The sequence below is a fragment of the Symploca atlantica LB2515 genome, from assembly GCF_052546295.1.
Map to the genome: position 1 here is coordinate 2,592,641 of NZ_JBQWMT010000001.1, position 17,624 is coordinate 2,610,264.

The following is a 17,624-nucleotide window of genomic DNA, read 5'->3' on the forward strand; positions in this document are numbered from 1 at the left end:
TATTACTTCAAGCCAGACTAGTCGTAGCATTTTTTTGAACTTGGTGCTACGCCTCTTCGCCAACTTTAAATTGACCCACAGCTACTTGTAGCTTCTGGGCAACCTCTACCGTTGCTCGCAAGGCACTATCTACTTGACGCGAGGACATTGAGGTTCCTTGAGAAGATTGAGCAATCTGCTTCATCAGATTGGTAAGCAGTTGAGATGTTTCTGCTTGAGACACTGTTGCCTGAGAAATAGATTGCAGAAACTGGTCAATCTCGCGCGATACTTCAAGAATTCGCTCTAGACTCAGCTTGGTTTCCTGTACCAAATTAGTTCCTTCTACTACTTGAGTAGTACCCAGTTCCATGGCTTCCACCACTTCTTTGGTTCCTGTCTGAATATTCTTGACAATCTGCTCAATTTCTTTGGTAGCAGCAGCCGACTGTTCAGCTAACTCGCCCACTTGTTCGGCAACTACAGCAAAGCCTTTACCCTGTTCACCAGCATGTGCTGCCTCAATACCAGCATTAACAGCCAGCAGGTTAGTCTTGAGGGCAATTTCATTAATCAGCGAAATTACCTGGGAAATTTCCTGGGAGGATTCCCCTAACTGCTTCACTTTTTTTGCCGTTTCTGCTACCGTTGAGCGCATGTTCAAGATACTTGCCACCGTACGATCCATCACTACACCGCTTTCTTGAGCTGTTGTGGAGGCACTACGGGCTACTTCAGCTGCCTGACTGGCGTTCTTAGCTACTTCTTGAATGGAGTTCGACATTTGCTCAACTGAATTGAGGGTGTTAGCGATTTCCTCAACTTGGGCTAGTGCTTCATCGGCTAGTTGCCGGATCGCACCCTGGTTTTCACTAATAGAAGTATTGACCTGAGTGGTTGTTTGTTTGACCTGGACAACAATCTTGCGCAGACTTTCCACAATAGTATTGAATACGTCGGCGATAATACCCACTTCACCAGCAGTTAAGTCGGCTCGCACCGTTAGGTTTCCCTTAGATGCCTCTTCCATCTCATTGAGTAGTTGGGTAAGTTCGTACTGTAACGCTTCACTCCGTTGCCTCTCTTTTTCGGCACTTTCAGCTTGAGTTTGAGCCGCTGCTTGCTGTTTTACTGCTTCTTCGTTCTCAACCAAGAGAGTTTGAATCCGGTCAGCCATTAAGTTGATATTAGACCCTAGTTGCGCGATTTCATCTTCCCCTTTAATATCAACGCGAGTATCGAGTCCACCTTGACCAATTTTTTCCACTGCATCCGCAGCAGCCAGAATTGGTAAGGTAGCTTGCCTGGTGATAGTAGCAGCAATCACCGCCACCAACACAGCGAAAATGACTGTCCCTAACAACAGCGTTGAGAGTAACTGTCTTTGGGGCGCAAAAGCAACCGAGGTCGGACGTGTGAGCAGCAATCCCCAGTTTAGACCATAAGCCTCAGAGATGTTTTGATTGGGTAAGTAGGTGAAAATTTGTTTTTCTCCATTCTCAGTCGCAATCTTGGTCAGCCCTTCCTCACCAGCTTGCTGGATTTGAGCAGCCAAGTTGGGGAATATCTCCTCAATATTTTGTTGTACGGTCTCTGGGTCACTTGAGACAGTAATTGCACCTTGAGAATCAGTTAGGTAGAATGCCTCACCCTGTTTAGTATCGATATCGACACCGAACACCTCGCTAATAACACTCATCGGAACACGGGTACGTAAAATACTGGTGGTTTTGCCAGTTTCTCGATCCTTGATGGGAACCGCGACAAAAGTACTAAATTTTTTATCAGTTACGGCTGGGCGCGGATCAACAATGACTGGGTCATCCGCCGTCAGCCCTGCCTCAAACCAGTCAAGACCACTTGCTTTGGTAATAGCATTATTCTTCGAGGTGTACAGCAAGTCGCCCTTGAGGTCAAAGGTAGCGATGTTCTCGTAGAGCTGGGAATTGTCATTATAAAGATTGAGGACTTGATTTTTTTTCTCAGGAGTATAGAATTCCTGCACTTCGGGATCTGTAAAGGCTTCGTAGTCCGCCAGCTGGATAATGTCTTTATATCGCTGTCGAATGAACTGCTCTAACTTGTCCTCCAAATCTTGGCCCTTGATTAGTTCGCTTTGAATAATTTGCTCCCTAATCCCCTTACTGGCAGTATAGTAGGACGCTATTGCGATCAGCACCACTGGAACCGTGCTGAAGGAGACCGCCAGTACCGTTGCTTTGATGCGCAAGCTTGTTAAGTTCCACCAAGGGGTTCGCTGCTTTTGAGTCGGCAAGGTTTGAGTGCCGGTTTTTGGCGACAACTGATTTGCTTGAATATCCACCGTATTTTGTGGGGAGGGCAAGAGATCAGGCGGGAAATCGTCGGTCTGTGAGCCTTTAACAGATAAGCCGTTACTATTAGCGCCGTTTTGGAGGTTAGATTTTTGTGTCATGGTTGAATAAACCTTAAAGATTAAAATCGGGAGCGCAAGCGCAAAATATAAGGGTATTAAGGAACACGAAGGCAGAAGGAAGCCTAAGGCATACCCACTAACTAACAGTCCAATCTGCAAGTAACTGTTATCAATTGCTTACACTAGGACACATGAAAATTAATTTCTCTGTTTCCCTACCTCTGGAGCGTCTATTTTTAAGTCAGTGTAGGTATTAGCACGGAAAAGTTTAATTGCTTTGCAACCTTAGGGAGTGAGCAATCGCTTCAGCATCCAGTACCAACAGTATGCTGTCGGGTTGTCGGACGCATCCCTTTAAACAAGGAGTTAAACTTAAGGAAAGATTTTCTGGCGGTGATTTAATTAAATCAACTGGGAAGCGGACGCCCCCTTTTACTTCCAGCACAATTAACCCTAAAAGAGCTTGGCTTTGAGATGGTGTTAGAAGCAGATTAGACGGCCCAAGAGTCTGATTAACTTGAATAATAATGACTTTGTATTGACGAATATTAGAAGTAAGAGATTTTGAGGTTAGCATTTGAGCCAAGTCAACTACCCACATGACTCTGCTACGCCTAGCTAGTAGTCCCAACACGCACTCCGGCACATTAGGCATAGGAGTAATTTCCCGTGCCGGGATGACTATAACTTCTTTTACTTGGTCCATAGAAAAAACAGCGGGGTTCTGTTCGTCTAGTTGAAAGCTTAGATAAGCATTATCCAGATCAACTTTGCCTAAAGTTTCTCTTGATTGATTAAACCCAGCCGTAAGTGCCGAAATATTCATTGATTTAGACCATATTTAACTGCACTAATCAATTCCTCTTTAGTAAAAGGCTTAGTCACGTAAACTTTAATTCCTTGCTTCATCGCCCACAGGCGGTCAAGGTCTTTATTTTTAGAGGTACAAGCAATAATGGGTAATTGTTTAGTTGCTGGATTCTGCTGGAGGCAACGACAAAGTTCTAAACCACTCATACCGGGCATTACTAAGTCAGCCACAATGGCATCCGGTTTTTGTTCTACAGCTTTACTCAACGCTTCCCTAGCGTCAGTAGCCGCAATGACAGTATATCCACTCTGCCTCAAGTAACTGCTGATTAATTCCAATTCAGAGATGGCATCATCTACGACTAAAACTTTATTCATGTCTGGTTGCCCCGCAAAAATTGTTAAATTTACTTGTAACTAGAATTCCCCTTAATTTATTCATCTCGCAGTGGTCAAAAACAGGATGTTTTTTGACTGGTAATTACATTTCATGAAAACTTCAACTAAGTCAAGTATTTAGCTACAATTGCTTGCAAACTTGCTCTAGTAAAAGGCTTAGTTAAATAATCTGATGCCCCTGATCTCATTGCTTTATCTTTACTAAGAAATCCCTGATTTCCTGTCACCATGATAATCGGCGTCTTTTTAAATGAAGGATGGTTTTTCAACATACGACACAGTTCGTAGCCGTTCATACCAGGCATTCCTACATCTAGCAAAATGATGTCAGGATTAATACGCCTTAAGACAATTGCTGCCTTAATTGGCTCGAAACATTTAAAAAAGGAGAAATTTTCTTTACCTAACAGCCTCTCAATTTCATCTAAAGTGTTAGGACTGTCATCCACACAGGCAATCAGAGGGCAAGGCTTCTGCTGTATACTTGGAGCAACAGGTAATTGAGCAATTGGGGCAGAAATAGAGGGCAGTTGGTCGAAGGGCGATTCAGGTTGCCGTAAAAAAATCGAGCCATTTACGACATAAGGATGTAAAAATTTAGCTATTTTCAGTTCATCCTGTTTGAGCAAAGCAGCTAGATGACGGATACTATAACCTTTAAGAAGAGTTGCCAATTGCTGTTTGACGGTTGGTAAAATCCTATCCTGCTGATTATCCCGATACCAAAAAGATTGGCTAGATATATAAGGACGTTGATGAGGGGACTGAATCACTGGTGCCAAGGATTGCCACGCCCCCAATCGTCTTTGACACTCTTCAATCATAGATTGCAGCTCAAATTCACCAAATATCTGCATTTCAGGAGTCTGCAGCTTAACTCGATAGTTGACTTCTGTTAGAGATAAAAATACTTCAATAGCTTCTCTCACCAATAGTTGGACTAATCCTTTGGCTGAAAAAGGTGTTAAGTATTGCTGATCAAGCAACCAGAGAATTGCCTGATACTCATATTGCGAAGGTTGATTTTTTTGATTTTTAACTAACAATTCTTGGACATTATTCTCAAGCGCAGAAACAGCTTCTTTGTGACCTGTGCTGTGTAAATGATACTTCAGTCGAGTCAATGAATGCAGCGGATGTGAGGTAAAACTATAACAGGCATAAGTTAACTTACCACTTCTAAAGTGAACCTGCCATAACACTGAATCCTCAGTAACTTGAATATAGCTACTGTTATTATTACTAGCCGTTTCTTTTAGCAAGCTGATAGGGTTGCTCTTGAGGAGCTGGTTACTGTTAACCATAAGACTGTACGAACTAAAATTCAACATTTTATGTTTACCAAGGAGAAATCTCCAAGTCAGGATCCAGTAACTAGAATGGCTACCCAAATGAGTAGCGGATCAGTTGAAGTTGCCCCTGCTTTTATGTATAGAAAAGTAAAGAAAATTTTGCTTGGAGACAAGAAACCCTCTGATTCATCCCTAGGGTCATTCGGAATTCTGCAATTTTAGCTTCTAACTCTTTCTCATAGGGCCCCAGACTTTGCCTGTAGGTAATTTGTATTGACTTAATTTAAAGATGACAGCATCTGTCTCCTCGACTAGGTCTTAGAAAAATTAGCTATTGATTTAATAGAAAATAAAAATTTTTACGGCAATTATTTTCTACGATAAATAGTATTTATTGTGTAAATCAATAATTATGAGTAGACCCCTATTGCTCAACAATTATAAGCGAATTAATTTAAAGAGTGCCATATTAGTTAAGTAAAAGTTTCCGTAATTGCGCATGCATAAAAGCAAGTTATACATCCCTACCTGGAAAATTTCACTTTGGGAGCATCCCATTTTTGCCAAAGTACCTGGCGATTGAACTTGTATAGCCCCAGACTTCGACGCTGTGAGCAATTTGCCACTTTGGGATACTTCCTTTAACCTTGCCGTTATTGGCGCTAGTCCACTTAATTCAATAAAATTGAGCAAAAGTTTTTTTGTTAAAGAGTTATGGTTGCCGAAAAAGAGGAGGACGAAAGCGTCTGCAAACGACTAGACGAAGCTAGAAAAGCAAAAGCTGCTAAGGGGGAATATACGGGCTATGGTTCGCCAGCATTCGGTCAAAAGTCTCTCGATGGTAAACTCGTCGAAGACGCAGCCGAGCAGCAGATAATTGAGCTAATCCGCCGTCATCATAAATCTGGCAAATCCCTACAAAGAATTGCCGACTGGTTAAATTTCCATGGCTATAAAACTAAGCGCGGTCAACAATGGAAAAAGATATCAGTCAAGCGGGTTCTAGACAGGCTCTACGGTAAATCAACCAGAGTGTCTGGCGTAATTAAAATGAACACTTCAGAACAAAGCAGAGGTACTGGCAACCCAGACAGTAGCACCGATTAATAACGAGTTGCATTTTTACTGGCAAATTTTCCCATGTCTGACAATCTTTGCCTGTCTCTGCCTTGCTCGCTAGTAAACTAGTATCTTTAACTACTATACTTAATCATTAGACCTCTTGCAAAAGTAGCGGCAGCTAACTAATTTGAGTTCAAACGAAGTTCGTAATTATAGATGCCTGCAATTAAATTAAAGCGTAAACCAAACCTTTTTCTTCTGTTGCGATATCGCTCGGATAAAATTCTAAATATTTTGAGGCGACGGTAAACATGTTCAATCACTATCCTCTCTGAAGCTAATTTATGATTCTCTTTTTTTGTTCTTTTGATAGTTTGCTCTTCTTGGGTTTTTTATGGGGTATCCGACTTTGTTTGTCGATTTTCGCTATTCCCTGATATCCTCGATCTCCGAGACACTGTATCTCTGTCTTTAGATTGGTTTTACTCCGTTTAAACAACTTAAAGTCGTGTTCTTTACCCTTGCCGCATGCAATACAGATAATCTCTTTGCTGTTTTTTCAACGATAAGTTGAGATTTTAAAGTGCGCTTTTTTTCTTGCCACTGTAGAACTTTTTCTGTTTTTTTGAGGACGCTCCAGGGGAGTTTCAGTTACATCGATAACTGCTATCTCTATTGGGTTTCCCGATTTCAATAGTTGTTTCTTTCCCGGAATCCTTAATTCCTTTGACTTGATTAAAATATCTTCTGTTTTACGAATTATTCGATATACTGTTGATTCATTAAGTCCCCAATGTTGACCGATATGAAAGTAAGTTCTGTACTCTCGTAAGTATTCGAGCGTCATCAATACTTGATTTTCTGGACTTAATTTGGACGGTCTTCCGGTTTTTATCTTCTGTTTTTCATTTGTTTCCACTAACTCAACCATCTTAGCAAACGTCTCTTTTCTAACTCCACAAAGGCGTTTGAACTCTTGGGGTTTTAGGTCTTTCACCTTTTCATAGGTCATTATTTTCCCTCATACTGACCTATTTATCTCTTTTTTACTGGACTTTTGCAAGAGGTCTATTAACTAAACTATGGAACTTGACGACCCGTCTATTTATGCCCCATCTACAGAGAATGCCATTAACCGCCACCCTCTAACAGTGGCACCTGGGACGCCATTAGTAACAGTGATTGTCTGATGATTGACATACTCCCCGCGCTGAAGCGACGGGGATTATTTACGCTTCATTGACTAATGCTACCGAAGTAGTCTTACTCTGTCTGGACGTACATTTAGAGTCGTGCCGATGCCCCGTGCCGACTTTTTCTATATTTGCAGATGCGTTTTCGTCTCTATCATGTTCGCTGCCACAACCTAAACAGAGTATTGAACGCACCGATAAATCAATCTTGCCCCATTTATAGCCACAATCAGAGCAGGCTTGGCTAGTTGGTTCCCAACGGTTGATGGCTACAAACTTGCCTCCGTACTTTTCAGATTTTGCCTCAACCAAGACCCGGAATTCTCGCCAGCCTTGCTGACTAATTGCTCTAGAGAGTTTGCGGTTTTTGACCATTCCTGATACATTTAAATCTTCTAAGACGATAGTTTGGTTTTCACTAACGACCTTGGTAGACAATTTGTGCAGGAAGTCTTGGCGAGTGTCTGCAATTTGATTGTGCAGTTTTGCTATCTGAATTCTGGTCTTATGTCTTCTGTTTGAGTCTCTCTGTTGTCGCGCCAACTTCCGTTGAAATTTACGCATTTTACGGTCTAAACGTTTGTAGCAAGGACTGAAAGCTTTTTCACCGTTACTCATCACAGCCAAGGTTTTGATACCCAAATCAATGCCAATGCTTTGGTTTTTAGCATTAGCCTGAACAGGCTCTACTTCTACTACAAAACTTAAGAAGTAACGGTTGGCACAGTCCTTAATAAGGGTTACGGAACTAGGACTCGTAGGTAAATCCCTTGACCAGACAGGCTTGACAACACCTATCTTTGCAAGATAAACACCATCTTTCTTGATGGAGAAACCCCCAATCCTGAACCGTGCCGATTGGCTATTATTCCTCTTTTTGAACTTTGGATAACCAACCTTTCTACCTTTTCTCTTGCCTTTACAGGAATCGAAAAAGTTCTTGAAAGCTATCTCTAAATCAGCTACAGACTGTTGTAGCGGTATGTTCGACACCTCGCTTAACCAAGCTCTTTCCTCAGTCTTTTTCGCCTGAGTAATAACAATCTTTTGAAGTTCAGCCGACTTGGGCTTCTTTGCCCTTGCGGTACGCTCGCCCGCTAGACCTAACGGTCTCGCTTCGCTAACGCTAACACTAACAGATTGCTTACAGATTGCAAGCGCATCGTTATACACAACACGGACGCAACCGAACAACCGAGCTAGACTCTGCTGTTGTTGGTCTGTTGGGTAAAAACGATACTGGTATCTTGCTTTCATGCTCCGTGATAGGATTGGTCTGTGTTTGGATTATACATTAGGCATCTCCAGAAAGCTAAGAGTGTCTCCCTGACTTACTTTGAAGCCTTAAACTAACTTCCACAGATTTAGCTCGATTCAACGGCTCCATAAGCATCAGGGGCTTTTGTTGTTAATTTAACTGCCAAACTATCAAGGTTAATAATCTCATTTCTCTTTGAGTATTCAGGGGTTTTCACTGCCGAGAAAACTAACCGCTCAATTCTCAGTCTTACTAAACCACAAATGGTTAGGATAACTGACTCATATTTACTGGCTTCCAGACGAAATCTTTCTTGTGCTATTTTAAATATCTTGATTAAACGAATCACGTGTTCTACAAAAATGCGGTTAGAAGATAGCTTTTTATTGGCTTTTTTTGCTGTGAGGTTAGTTCTCCATTTTTCGGTTTTTTCTGAGGAGTGCGAATTTGAAGTTCTCCTAGATAGGCTTAATCAGCACTAAATAGTTGATTTTTATCAAATTGTTTCAGACGTTCCCGCATCAGACTTATGTCACTTTTGGTTCCTGGTTTTCCTGCTACTACATCGATAATATCTTTACCTTTGGGCAAGACAATAAACTGATTTTTAAAAGTGTGATTTTTCTTCTTACCTGAGTAGAATGATTTTTGCTCTTGATAGTCTGAAGGTCTTGATCAGCTTTGCTCAGCGCTATCTACTATTAACTCCTGCTCTGCCAACATCTCAATAATTGCTTCCTCCTCTTCTTCGCACTTTTTTACTTGTTCTAGTAAGCTAGCTGGTAGTGATTCTCGCAACAGAACTTGCCAATAATTAAACATGTTATTGGCTGTCGATTCGCTTACTTGAAATAATAAGCCCAGAATCTGAAAGCTCAGATGATGACGTAAATAGATTAAAGTTAATATAATTTGTTCTTCAAGAGCAAGAAGAGAAGTCTTGCCACCGCCAGCACTAATCAGCCGAGTTTTCTTTTTCTCAATTTCTCTCTGTCTCTGCTCATGTCAAAGTTTGGCTTGTTCAATTAGTTGAATCAACTGCTCATAGCTAATTCCTACCAAGCGCTTGGCTTCTTGATGATTACGTTGCAAGTACTCCCAGGTATAACTCACAGTTTCTGCACCCCAAACGTTAATTAGTTATGCCTTAATTATCTCATAATTTATATTTTGGAGATGTTTATTGGTCTACAGGAAATGACTACTCAATTCCGGAGGGAAAGACATAGCGTTACAGACCTCAAGATTCACTTGGTCTGCGTGACTAAATATAGGGATGAGATTTTTAGTGGTGAACAGTTGAAATTAATCGAAGAAGTATTTCGCCACGTAGCAACACAGATGAACTTTCAAATTCTAGAAATCAGTGGTGAGAACGAACACGTACACGCATTGATTGAGTATCCACCAAAGCTCTCTGTATCGAAAATTGTGAATGCTCTAAAAGGTGTCTCAAGTCGTCGTTATGGACAGGCTGGCTTTAAAAAACCGCACGGCAAAACAGCTTTGTGGAGTCCCAGCTATTTTGCCGTGTCTGTTGGTGGCGGCTCCTATTGAAGTGCTTATCCAGTACATCAAGAATCAAGAAAAGCCGTCCTGGAAGGACGGGGCTTGAATCCCATATTTTTGGTCAGGCAAGAGGCAAGAGTTGCTTCCTACCAGATTTGTATTGATCATCAGACTCTATACCGATGAGTGGAACTTCTTCCAGTTGTGTCTTGGTTATGGAAAAGCAGCAATTGCTAGGAATCTTTACTGAACGGGATTTGGTGCGGCTGACCTCTGAAGGTAGGAATTTTGAAGATGTCAAAGTTGGCGAAGTCATGTCACGTCAGGTAATTACCTTACCTCTAGCTAAATTTCAAGATATCTTCGCAGCCGTCTTTCTCTTTCGTCGGTATCGGATTCGTCACCTGCCGATTGTCGATGAACAAGGTCAACTTGTCGGGATTGTCTCACCCGAAAGTATTCGCCAAATGTTGCAACCAGCCAATCTTCTCAAGTTGCGGCGTGTTGCAGAGGTCATGACTCCTGATGTAGTTAGTTTACCTTTAACTACTTCCGTGTTAGATGTAGCACGACTAATGACTCAGCAGCAGATTAGTGGGACTTAGACAGATTTCAAGCCCAAACAAAGCCCAAAGCAGGTTTGTGAGCAAAGAATACGTCCCGATTGTGGTTCAACCACTCCATAAAACGGAAAGACATCGCTGTCCGAAACGCCTCTAATGCTTCAGTAAAGGTGTTTAAAGGTTTCGATGCCCAACGCCGTCTTAATCCTCCGGTTAAAGTGTGCCATAAAATAAATGTATAGGCACAAAACACAAGCATGAAATGTCTTATCAGGCTTCTATAATCTCTGACTTGATATTCAGATAAACCCAACCAGCCTTTGGCTTCCCGATAGAAAACTTCTACCCAATTTCTTTGAGAGTAGGTAGTTACTATCCAATCGGCTGTGGCTTTTGTTGATTCAACATTGGTAATAAAATAGTCAACATCACTAGCTTGGTCGAAGGTTGAGGCATTCATGACGATAGCAATTGTTCTCTTTCCTTCAAGCTGTGAGAGTTCAACTTCTACAGGAGCCACCCAAACGGTTTTCAGTTTATCTAGATTGATTTGAACAGGGGTAAAATCTTTTGGCGACAAGGATTTGGCTAACTTATCTAGGCGAATCTCTTCTCGTTGACTTATCCCTATTTCAATTATCACCTTACGGTTTTTGGCTAATCCTCCTATATACTTGAGTTTCCTTTTTTCCAGTTCCAGCAAAAACGTTGTGTTATTTCCATACCCAGCATCAATTAATACGATACCCGGTCGATATCCTCTGTTCATGCTGCGGTCAATTAATGCTAAGCCTAACTCCGGCTTTTTCTGGAATTCAATATCTTTTTTCCTTCAGCTAAAGAACTAGCGTGTTGAGATAACTCTATATCTAACGGTAGGCTTTTTTCCCATCATATAGATGAGTTGTTACCACTACTATTCCGTTGTCTGTCTTCCCGATTTCTCCAATGTACTGTCGTCCTACTCCCGCCGTGAAATTGCCACTTTTCCTATGTCCTGAGTCATCTACAATTAACGTGAATCCTCTACTTATTCGGGTTGGGCTACACTGATTCATCACCAGTAGACGCCGCTCATTTACCTGTTGAGCATTCCAGGGGGCTTCCGTTAAAAAATGATGTAATCGGTGGTAAGTCACTCCCACCGCGTTATCCGCCATTTGAGACAGGTTTTTTCCTTCACTTTCCCCTAATAATCCCCCAATATAGTTCCTAAACTCCCTTTTTTGCGCTTGATGTCTCCAGACATCATCAAAGCGTTTGCACCATCTATCGAAGCAAGGAGGCATGGCGGCGGGGGTTGTCTCTTTCCTGTCTTACACTCTAATGTCAAATGGCTGCCATGCCTAAATTATACCTTTATTAACTCTTTATTTTCGTTTAAGTCCCGTTAGTTGCGTGGTGATTACTCAGGAGGATGTTGAACGTGGCTCCCTGCCAGTGGGAATCATTACAGAAAGGGATATTGTGCAATTCCAGTCTCTACAATTAGATCTATCTCAGACTAAAGCTGAGACTGTCATGAGTACGCCACTATTCATGCTCAGTCCGGAAGATTCTTTATGGACTGCTCACCAGGAGATGCAACAACGGTATCTGCGGCGACTGGTAGTGTCTTGGGGAAGAGATGGAAGTCCAGAAATACCACAGGAAATTGGGGGTGAATAGAATTTGTAGGGTGCGTTAGGCGGTGACAATTTTTGCCAAATAACGAGGTCTCACAATCCGCCGTAACGCACGGCTATCAGTTTTGGTGCGTTACGAGATACGCTAACGCCCTACAAGATCATGCGATCGCAAATCGGGAAATCGGCTATCTTTAGCAGAAATGGGAAAAATCTCTTGCACCTGGAAACTAAGAACGCACTCAAGTTTCAATCCCACACCCGTCGCAAATTCAACACAAAACCCGGTAACACTTCTTCACCCGACAATTCAGCAGGATTATCCCAAACTTCCACATCCTTACCCGGTCGATAAATTTCCACCCGTCGCTGCTGTGGATCGATTAACCAGCCCAGTTTTATGCCATTATCGAGATACTCCCTCATTTTATCTTGCAGGGACTTGAGGGTATCTGAACTAGAGCGTAACTCAACGACAAAATCGGGGCAGATATTAGCAAACGTTCCTTTTTGTTCTAGAGTAAGTGCCTGCCAACGTTCTCCACTCACCCAAGAGGCATCAGGGGCGCGAGTTGCACCATTGGGTAAGATGAAGCCAGTCGAGGAGTCAAAGGCTTCACCAGGTTCACCCGCATTACGCCACCACAAATACAACTCTCCAGAAATACTTCAATTGCGTCTCCCAGTTTCCCAGCCTGTTGGTGGGTTCACTGTTAACTCTCCTTGTGCGGTTCTTTCCAGTCTCAAGTCTCGGTTGGCTGCGGCTAAAGCAGCAAACTGTTCCTGAGTGACATATAGCCCAATCGACTTAGGCAACTCAATCAATAGGGTTTCCGTTTCTGGACTGGCCGGTGTTTGTACCATCTTGACCTTTTATACAATAGGGATTAAGTGAATGATGCCTACCCTATTAACTAGCAGATTCTACAAGCTTTTCTCGCGTCCGTCTCTGGGACAGCACGAACGCGCAAATGTTGGCTATCAAGCCGCTTAACCCTGTAATTGCTGCAAGTCTGCCAACGTTCGTTCAGCTTCCTCCTCATCTAGCTTGTTCAAAGCAAAACCCACATGCACAATTACATAGTCCCCAATTTGTACTTCAGGAACGTAGGCAAGGCTGACTTCTTTAATGACGCCGCCAAAGCTGACTCTGCCGCTGCGCATCAGTGGATCATCATCACCTGCAATACTAATAACTTTTCCTGGAACTGCTAAGCACATGGGTTGTTACTCCTGGTGTTTTATCTGTTGTAAATGACGTTTTGCCGCCATAATTTGTCCTAGGGCAATGCCACCGTCATTAGGTGGAATCCTTTGATGCCAGTAGGGACGAAAGTTTTCGCTGCTCAATCTGCTGATTGCTCTTTCGGTCAAATACCTGTTTTGAAAACAGCCACCACTGAGGACAACTTTTTCCTCACCTACACTCTTGGCTACGGCGATAACTACTTCCACTAACGTGTTGTGAAACTTCGCCGCCATTATGCTTACGGGTGTCTTAGAATCAACATCTGAGATAATTTCCTCAACCATAGTTGCCCAGTTAACAACCATGGGGAATTTGCCAGTCTGGGCTGAACTAGTTGCAGTATCGAGGATGTGGGATTTATCTTGAAGCTGAAATGAGTAGTTTGCTTCGGTTAGCACACCATCAAGGGCAAATTCCAGTGCCATTGCTGCTTGTCCCTCAAAACTAACTTCCTGAGTTAGTCCCATCAAGGATGCGATCGCATCAAACAAACGACCAGCACTAGAAGTTAGTGGTGTATTTAGGCTACGAGCAAGCATCGTTTTCAAAATTCGCTGCTCTTGCCCAGAAAAAGCTTTTATAGGATAGAGTTCTTTCCGCTCAAAAGCCGCCTCTCCCCAGAATTCATAGAGTAGTCCCAAGGCGACTCTCCTGGGCTCTTTAACAGCTTTATCCCCACCAGGTAACCGGAAATTACGCCAGTGAGCTATTCTGGCAAACGACTCCTGAGTAACCTTGAGGAACTCTCCCCCCCAGATTGTGCCGTCCTCTCCATAGCCAGTACCATCCCAAGCAACACCCAAAAGAGGAGCATCCAGTTCATTTTCTGCCATACAAGAGAGGACGTGAGCATAGTGATGTTGCACTGACACCACTGGTATTCCTAGCTGCTGAGCAAACTGGGTAGAGCGGTAATCTGGATGAGCATCACAGGCGACTATCGCTGGTTGAAACTCATAAAGTTCCTCAAAGTTGGCAATAGTTTGCTGGAAGGAATCACAGGCTTGAGATGTCTGCAAATCACCAATGTGCTGGCTGACAAAAACCTGGTTACCAGAAGTGATTGCAATGGTATTTTTTAAATGAGCACCCACCGCTAATATAGGTTGTAGCTTGGTTGGTTTTGGTGTAGAGGATTCAACGGTTACACCTTCGCTCTCTAACTCTTGTGAATTGACCAACTTACCAATTGGCAAGGGAGCATAACCACGAGCACGACGCAGCACTAATTCCCGCCCCATGATTACTCTGACAATTGAATCATCAATCGGTCGAGTAATCGGGCGATTATGAACCAAGAATAGATCAGCAAGATTGCCCAGTCGCTTTAGAGCATCGTGTTCATTTGTGCAAATCGGTTCATCAGAAATATTGCCGCTAGTAGCCACAATTGGTCTGCCCAACTGAGCCATGAGTAAATGATGCAGGGGTGTGTAAGGTAAGATGACGCCGAGATCAGGATTACCAGGAGCCACTGCCGGAGCAATTGGTGATTGCTGATTAGAGTTCCTGTTTTCTGATTGCCGTCGCAGCAGCACAATAGGAGCTTGAGGCGATCGCAATAATCTTGCTTCTAATTCCGTAACCTGACAATGCTCCTTAACTAAAGCCAAATTGGGGAACATCAGAGCCAAGGGTTTTTCTGGTCGCCCCTTGCGTTGACGTAAACGTTTTACTGCTGCTTCGTTACAGGCATCTACCATGAGATGAAAGCCACCCAACCCTTTAACTGCAACGATTTTTCCTTGATTAATAGCTGCAGTCGCGGCCAACAAAGCATGATGACGAGATGCCAGTACTTTACCAGTGCCATCCCACAATGCCAACTGGGGGCCACATTGGGGACAGGCATTAGGCTGAGCATGAAACCGCCTGTCTAGGGGATTTTCGTACTCAGACTGGCACTGAGAGCACATCTCGAAACCTTTCATCGTTGTGTTGCACCGATCATAGGGTAGTGCCTTGATAATGCTGTAGCGCGGACCACAATTAGTGCAGTTAGCAAAGGGATAAAGATAGCGACGATTAGTTGGCTCGAAGATTTCCTGAAAACAGTCGGGACAGGTGGCAATATCTGGTATTACTAGCGCCGTTTTTTCACCGACAACACTAGGACGAATCTCAAATTTTGTGTAGCCTACTGGGTCAAGAAAAGATGCCTCAATACTCTGAATAAAGGACAAGGGAGGTTTTTCTTGTTCAATTCTCTGTCGAAATCTTTCTAATTCTTGGTGTGTCTTTTCTACCTCAATAAAAACGCCTTGAGCCGAATTATTTACCCATCCCACCAGTCCCAACTCAGTGGCGAGTCGGTAGATAAAGGGGCGAAAGCCCACTCCCTGAACAGCCCCCTGGATGGTTAAACGTAAACGCTGTATTGGTTTGTCTAGGATCATCCTGGTAATGGGCTGATTCATTCATTGTCGCTGCGCGTGTCCATGGTTAATGGAAAATCGAAGATAGAGATTTTGTAGCAGTATTCGGCTAATAGCATCTATTTTCGATTTTCCAGATTCTATTGCTATGTCTAAGTTAGGATGGAATTTATATTTTCTGGCAATTCTTTAGAAAGTAACTAACTTTTGACCAATAGCTCAGGTGTTTTGCTCGGAGTCCATACAGATTGACCAGTGATCAGTTCCACTACATCCATACCATTATTTTGCTAAGAAATGTTGAGCTTACCACCAACAAACCACTGAGCAAAAGGCGGTTGCCAATCTAGAACTTTGTCCCACTGACGGAACCAGTGCAATTCCTGTTGAGCCAATTTTCCCCAAAATTTTTCTGGTTCAGCTTTGGCTTGGTCATAAAGGTATTGATACTCTTCAAGACTCTTGATGTTAGCTGTTCGGTAGAAAGCTTTGGGTGGTAAAAATACGCGCTCTTCCTGAAAAGTTGACTCCATTATTTGATGAGACATAATTTTTTGCTCTTTTTAAAACTAAAACTACTCCCTTCCCAATAGAAAATTATCGAATAGTATTTTTAAATAGAAAATTGCTAATGAAAAATAGACAATTGAATTTATGAGTCAGTTTCTAGTGTGTACAGCTCAATTTTTCGCTAACAATTTTCCTATATTTATTTAAGTTAATTTACGCTCCCCTCTAATTGGTCAAATTTCTTATCAATAATTTCTGGCTGTGTAGTGCCAAATCGAGAAAGTAGAGCGGCACCAAAGCCAAAAATATTCACCATCAAAATAATTAATCCCCCCACTAAAGGTATAAGGCTGATTAAGGCTAGAAGCAACATGCCGACCAAAAACTCTTTGATACGGGAGGAACCTCTAGCTGAATAAATTTTTCCACCTATCCATAAACTTGTCCCTGTACAGCCGAGTAATCCTGTGACTAAAACTGCCAAATTAATTAGAGGAACTAGCACCATGCCGAGGATGCTACCAGAAATTAACAGAATACACAAAACACTAGCAACAATACCTCCCAAGCCCCAAACTGCGCTTTTGAAAGGGTGTTGACTAATAGTTAGTGAGATGCTGTGTAAGTGACCCGGGAGTAAAAGAATAAGGAAAATGCCGAAAGCAAGAACAAGCAGCAAAAAGAAAAGATAGAACAGTAAATTTACAAGATATATTGTGCCGAACAAACCAAATTTTCCTAAAAAAACTTTGGCACCACTGAATATTTCGACTGTATCTCCACCGATTCTGGCTCCTTCTTTTTTGAAGACTTTTCCCCCTATAGCAACAGCATCACCATCAATAAGGGCATTAGACTCTAAAATGACATCACCCCCAATGGCAACAGCATCACCCCTCGTTTGACCGCCAGTGAACAGAGTAACTGAGCCACCAATCGCAACGGCATCATTAACAACTTGATTTTCTGTAACCGCTACGTCGCTACCAATTTTGACAAAATCTCTGGCATAAACTTCAGCAACAGCAAAAGAAACTCCCGATAAAAGAATAAGGATGGTTGATAGCAAACCCAAAATAAATGGTCTAAATTTTTTCCACTTCATTATTTTTCCCTCAACGGGTGGTTTACTTATTTAATAGTTTTTGCGAAAAAATCAATAAATCCCCCTTTACTGGCAGGGATATTTATTCCTTATTAAGGAGATTAACAAAGAAACTTGAGGAAGTTGGGTAAGTCAAGTAAGCTAGCTTGATCTTATGTTCTGCCTGATTTTACAAAGTTTAACTACCCGACTTGTCTGCAAGTTTTGGCATCTGATTCACTAGGGCTTTACAACTAAAATGAAATTCTCATATTGTAATTATCAAGCAATAAAAGCACTAAGTATTAAACTTTTTTAGAG

At 42.4% G+C, this 17,624-nt stretch carries 10 protein-coding genes and 7 pseudogenes; 4 read left to right on the forward strand and 13 right to left on the reverse strand.

What is annotated here, in order from left to right:
- Window positions 1-46: 46 nt before the first annotated feature.
- The 4 genes from ACT7WV_RS10800 to ACT7WV_RS10815 form a co-directional block, all read right to left on the reverse strand.
- Complete coding sequence (locus tag ACT7WV_RS10800; RefSeq protein WP_445102911.1) at window positions 47-2,413, reverse strand: methyl-accepting chemotaxis protein; 2,367 nt, start codon at window positions 2,411-2,413, stop codon at window positions 47-49.
- 229 nt (window positions 2,414-2,642) lie between these two features.
- Window positions 2,643-3,200 carry a chemotaxis protein CheW gene (locus ACT7WV_RS10805; RefSeq protein WP_445102912.1) on the reverse strand — a complete coding sequence of 186 codons (558 nt, stop codon included), beginning with the start codon at window positions 3,198-3,200 and terminating at the stop codon, window positions 2,643-2,645.
- Entirely contained in the window at window positions 3,197-3,562 is a 366-nt protein-coding gene (locus ACT7WV_RS10810; RefSeq protein WP_445102913.1) for a response regulator, read from the reverse strand. Before ACT7WV_RS10810 ends, ACT7WV_RS10805 begins: the two co-directional genes overlap by 4 nt.
- A gap of 125 nt (window positions 3,563-3,687) precedes the next feature.
- Window positions 3,688-4,887 carry a response regulator gene (locus tag ACT7WV_RS10815; protein ID WP_445102914.1) on the reverse strand — a complete coding sequence of 400 codons (1,200 nt, stop codon included), beginning with the start codon at window positions 4,885-4,887 and terminating at the stop codon, window positions 3,688-3,690.
- 702 nt (window positions 4,888-5,589) lie between these two features.
- On the opposite strand from ACT7WV_RS10815, the gene ACT7WV_RS10820 reads away from it, so the two are divergent.
- A complete protein-coding gene (locus ACT7WV_RS10820; protein ID WP_445102915.1) occupies window positions 5,590-5,982 on the forward strand; it encodes a recombinase family protein in 393 nt (130 codons plus the stop codon).
- Window positions 5,983-6,119: 137 nt separating this feature from the next.
- On the opposite strand, the pseudogene ACT7WV_RS10825 reads toward ACT7WV_RS10820, so the two are convergent.
- The 3 genes and pseudogenes from ACT7WV_RS10825 to ACT7WV_RS25845 all read right to left on the reverse strand — a co-directional run bounded on the left by ACT7WV_RS10825 (window position 6,120) and on the right by ACT7WV_RS25845 (window position 9,501).
- Window positions 6,120-6,949: pseudogene (locus ACT7WV_RS10825) on the reverse strand (IS5 family transposase).
- 217 nt (window positions 6,950-7,166) lie between these two features.
- On the reverse strand, window positions 7,167-8,387 hold the full coding sequence (locus ACT7WV_RS10830) for an RNA-guided endonuclease InsQ/TnpB family protein (RefSeq protein WP_445102270.1): 1,221 nt from the start codon (window positions 8,385-8,387) through the stop codon (window positions 7,167-7,169).
- A gap of 107 nt (window positions 8,388-8,494) precedes the next feature.
- Window positions 8,495-9,501: pseudogene (locus ACT7WV_RS25845) on the reverse strand (transposase).
- An 84-nt stretch (window positions 9,502-9,585) separates the two neighbouring features.
- Between ACT7WV_RS25845 and tnpA the strand changes: the two are divergent.
- A pseudogene (gene tnpA, locus ACT7WV_RS10850) lies at window positions 9,586-10,003 on the forward strand (IS200/IS605 family transposase).
- Between the two features lie 76 nt (window positions 10,004-10,079).
- Window positions 10,080-10,502 carry a CBS domain-containing protein gene (locus ACT7WV_RS10855; RefSeq protein WP_445102917.1) on the forward strand — a complete coding sequence of 141 codons (423 nt, stop codon included), beginning with the start codon at window positions 10,080-10,082 and terminating at the stop codon, window positions 10,500-10,502.
- Window positions 10,503-10,509: 7 nt separating this feature from the next.
- On the opposite strand, the pseudogene ACT7WV_RS10860 reads toward ACT7WV_RS10855, so the two are convergent.
- A pseudogene (locus ACT7WV_RS10860) lies at window positions 10,510-11,749 on the reverse strand (IS701 family transposase).
- Between the two features lie 100 nt (window positions 11,750-11,849).
- On the opposite strand from ACT7WV_RS10860, the pseudogene ACT7WV_RS10865 reads away from it, so the two are divergent.
- Window positions 11,850-12,080 (forward strand): annotated as a pseudogene (locus ACT7WV_RS10865) (CBS domain-containing protein); the annotation flags it as partial.
- 254 nt (window positions 12,081-12,334) lie between these two features.
- Here ACT7WV_RS10865 and ACT7WV_RS10870 read toward each other — a convergent pair.
- The 5 genes and pseudogenes from ACT7WV_RS10870 to ACT7WV_RS10890 all read right to left on the reverse strand — a co-directional run bounded on the left by ACT7WV_RS10870 (window position 12,335) and on the right by ACT7WV_RS10890 (window position 17,324).
- Window positions 12,335-12,949, reverse strand: a pseudogene (locus ACT7WV_RS10870) (Uma2 family endonuclease).
- Window positions 12,950-13,075: 126 nt separating this feature from the next.
- Window positions 13,076-13,306: a HypC/HybG/HupF family hydrogenase formation chaperone gene (locus tag ACT7WV_RS10875; protein WP_445102919.1), complete on the reverse strand. Its 231-nt coding sequence runs from the start codon at window positions 13,304-13,306 to the stop codon at window positions 13,076-13,078.
- Window positions 13,307-13,312: 6 nt separating this feature from the next.
- Window positions 13,313-15,751, reverse strand: a complete 2,439-nt coding sequence (gene hypF / locus ACT7WV_RS10880; RefSeq protein WP_445102920.1) for a carbamoyltransferase HypF — start codon at window positions 15,749-15,751, stop codon at window positions 13,313-13,315.
- A 251-nt stretch (window positions 15,752-16,002) separates the two neighbouring features.
- Window positions 16,003-16,257: pseudogene (locus tag ACT7WV_RS10885) on the reverse strand (acetyl-coenzyme A synthetase N-terminal domain-containing protein); the annotation flags it as partial.
- A gap of 170 nt (window positions 16,258-16,427) precedes the next feature.
- The gene (locus ACT7WV_RS10890) at window positions 16,428-17,324 is read right to left on the reverse strand and encodes a hypothetical protein (RefSeq protein ID WP_445102921.1); all 897 of its coding nucleotides are present in this window, start codon (window positions 17,322-17,324) and stop codon (window positions 16,428-16,430) included.
- Window positions 17,325-17,624 lie beyond the last annotated feature (300 nt).